Origin of the sequence: Microcystis sp. M44BS1 (genome assembly GCF_020244875.1) — a bacterium.
GTDB classification, from domain to species: domain Bacteria; phylum Cyanobacteriota; class Cyanobacteriia; order Cyanobacteriales; family Microcystaceae; genus Microcystis; species Microcystis panniformis.
Map to the genome: position 1 here is coordinate 1 of NZ_JADBVM010000089.1, position 3,501 is coordinate 3,501.

The 3,501-nt window shown below is 43.3% G+C and carries 1 protein-coding gene and 1 pseudogene; both read right to left on the reverse strand.

The features are described from left to right. Positions 1 to 2,893, reverse strand: a 2,893-nt coding sequence (locus IM515_RS06245) for a DUF4347 domain-containing protein (protein WP_287629425.1), incomplete at its 3' end; no start/stop codon positions are given. Between the two features lie 130 nt (positions 2,894 to 3,023). Further along, positions 3,024 to 3,501: pseudogene (locus tag IM515_RS26110) on the reverse strand (hypothetical protein); the annotation flags it as partial.

Here is a 3,501-nt window from a genome sequence, read left to right on the forward strand (position 1 = left end):
AATCGGTTCCATTGGTTGCTGTCCCACCAACACTGTAATTGACCGTCAAAGCATTAGTGGTTACTCCTGTACGGGTGAAGGTATAAACCAGATTAGTTGTCCCGTCTTCGGTAACACTACTGGGAGAGACAGCAAGAGTGACACTGGTATCATCATTATTAATGGTTCCCGTCACTGGAGTAGTTGTCCCAACTGTATAACCTGTCCCGGTCGCAAGAGTTAAAGCGACGGTTTCATCATTTTCCACTGTAGTGTCAGCAGCGGGGTCTATTGTGACTTTAGCAGTGGTAGCATTAGCAGCGAAAGTCACTGTCCCGGTTGTACTGGTGAAAGTTGCGGCACCGCTTTGGGTGTAATCTGTACTAAATGTCGCTGTCCCCCCGACTGTGTAGTTAACCGTTAAAGCATTAGTGGTTACTCCGCTACGGGTGAAGGTATAGGCCATATTAGCTGTCCCATCTTCACTAACACTACTGGGAGAAACCGCAAGAGTAACAGTCACAGTTTGTGGGTTGGTAAACTCACTCACATCAATAATGTTTAAGCCACCATCACTAGCAGCCACATAAGCATAGTTGCCGACTATTTGTACACCATAAGCATCGCCAGAAGTATTACACTTACCGACGAGGATGGGGGTGGTCGGGTTGCTGATGTCGATGATTTGCAGTCCTGCACCCGCATCAGCTAGATATGCATAGTCACCGACTACTTGTACACCATAAGCATCGCCAGAAGTATTACACTTACCGACGAGTAGGGGATTTGTCGGGCTGCTAATGTCGATGATTTGCAGTCCTGAATTATAATCAGCCACATAAGCATAGTTACCGACTACTTGTACATCCTGAGCAGAGCCAAAAATATTATACTTACCCTTAAGAGTGGGGTTTGTCGGGTTGCTAATGTCGATGATTTGCAGTCCTGAATACCCATCAGCGACATAAGCATAGTTACCGACTATTTGTACATCAAAAGCAGCGCCAGAAGTATCATAATTACCCTTGAGAGTGGGATTTATCGGGTTGCTGATATCGATGATTTGCAATCCTGACCAATAATCAGCTACATAGGCATAATTAGCGACTATTTGTACATCCAAAGCCAAGCCAGAAGTATTATAATTACCCTTGAGAGTGGGGTTTGTCGGGTTGCTGATGTCGATGATTTGCAGTCCTGAATCCCTATCAGCCACATAAGCATAGTTACCGACTACTTGTACACCATAAGCATAGCCAGAAGTATTATAATTACCCTTGAGAGTGGGGTTTGTCGGGTTGCTGATGTCGATGATTTGCAGTCCTGACGTATCATCAGCTACATAAGCATAGTTGCCGACTACTTGTACATCATTAGCAGAGCCAGAAGGATCATAATTACCCTTAAGAGTAGGGGTTGTCGGGTTGCTGATGTCGATGATTTGCAGTCCTGAACCCGAATCAGCTACATAAGCATAGTTACTGACTATTTGTACATCCAAAGCAGCGCCAGAAGTATTATAATTACCCTTGAGAGTGGGGTTTGTCGGGTTGCTGATGTCGATGATTTGCAGTCCTGAATCTTCATTAGCTACATAAGCATAGTTACCGACTACTTGTACACCAATAGCGGCACTAAAAGTATCATAATTGCCCTTGAGGGTGGGGGTTGTGGGGTTGCTGATGTCGATGATTTGCAGTCCGAACCAATCATCAGCTACATAAGCATAGTTACCGACTACTTCTACATCCCGAGCGCGGTAAGTATCATAATTGCCCTTAAGAGTGGGGTTTGTCGGGTTGCTGATGTCGATGATTTGCAGTCCTGAAATCTCATCAGCTACATAAGCATAGTTACCGACTACTTGTACACCTAAAGCAGTGCCAGAAGTATCATAATTGCCCTTGAGAGTGGGATTTGTCGGATTGCTAATGTCGATGATTTGCAGTCCTCCTGACCAACCATCAGCTACATAAGCATAGTTACCGACTATTTGTACATCCCAAGCATAGCCAGAAGTATCATAATTACCCTTGAGAGTGGGGTTTGTTGGGTTGTTGATGTCGATGATTTGCAGTCCTGAATTTCCATCAGCTACATAAGCATGGTTACCGACTATTTGTACATCCCCACCACCAGAAATATCATAACTTCCCTTAAAAATCGGGTTACTGGGATTACTAATATCAATGATTTCCAGTGTATCTCCCACCGCGTAGGCATAATTACCAACTACTGTCACCGCATTGGCATAGCTTAATCTATCCCATACTCCTACTAATGTGAGGGCAAATACTCCCTGATAAGTAGCTAAAGTCTCCCCACCAAACGCCAAAGAAATATTCAAATCTTGCTCACTTTCGGCGGAAGAAACTATTACCTCTAACTCCCAACTTCCTCCTAAGGCTGCATTTCCTACCCGTCTGCTGGAAGCGGCTATTTTTGCCCCAGTAATTTGGGACAATTTATTAATAAACTCTCCCCCCGCATCTCCCGCCGCGACCTGACAACCGTACAGTAGAATACGATTAATCTTTGCCCAATTCTGTAACTGTTGGCGGTAATCGTAAATATTTGTTAAATTAAGTTGACAATTCCCTAAATATAAGCACCCCGGCGCACCATGGGAAACCAGGTGAATGGTGGTAATCTGGGGATTTTGTTGTAAAAAAGCGGATATTTGTTCGATTCCGTCTTGATTGGGAGAGAGAATAACCGTGGCGATTCCGGGGATTACTCCAGCTTGGAGGGTTTGACAATCGGTAACACCAGCATCGAGGAAGACTACGGTAGCGGTTAAACGCTGATTTCTCGCACTATCCACCCGATTAGCTTGACTCAAGCCATCAGATTGAGCAAAATTGAACAAAACATCGTCAACAGCAGGAAGAATCGGCAACAGGGTAGAAGTCATGACGTTAACCGCAAAGGATGACTTCGACTATTTTATGCAAAGAATCCCGAATTTTTCAAGGTTTCTATAACAAAAATTTACAGAAAACGGGTTTCTCAAAGAAACCCGTTTTCTAGATATTAGGATAAGATTATTGGATTCTTGCCAAAAACTGCTTAAATTCTGCGAGAGAATTAGCGGTAGCTGCTAATTTTAGTAGCTCTTCTAAGATAGTAGGGTTAGTGATTTTGCCGATTATCTCTTCAATTTCTGAAGAAATCTGTCCAAACCGCACAGTTAAAACTGTTTTTATGGCATCGCAGCTTTTTTCTAACGCGCCAATTTCTTTACCGCGTTCCATTCCTCGTAACTCCCCAATTTCCTCACCAATTTTCCTTCCTCGTAACTCCATATTACTCATTAAAGGCATGGTTTTTTACTCCTCAAATTGTTTGATTTTACTCTCTAAACTTGACTGCAATTCAGTTGATAAAGTCATCATATTGTCGATGATTTCAAACAGTTTAATTATCTGTTCCCTCTCGAACTCCTTTTCATATAATCCCCTGATTAACCTCCACTTCCACTGTTCCCGTTCTGGCAGCTTCCCAGTAGTCGCTTTTGTTTTC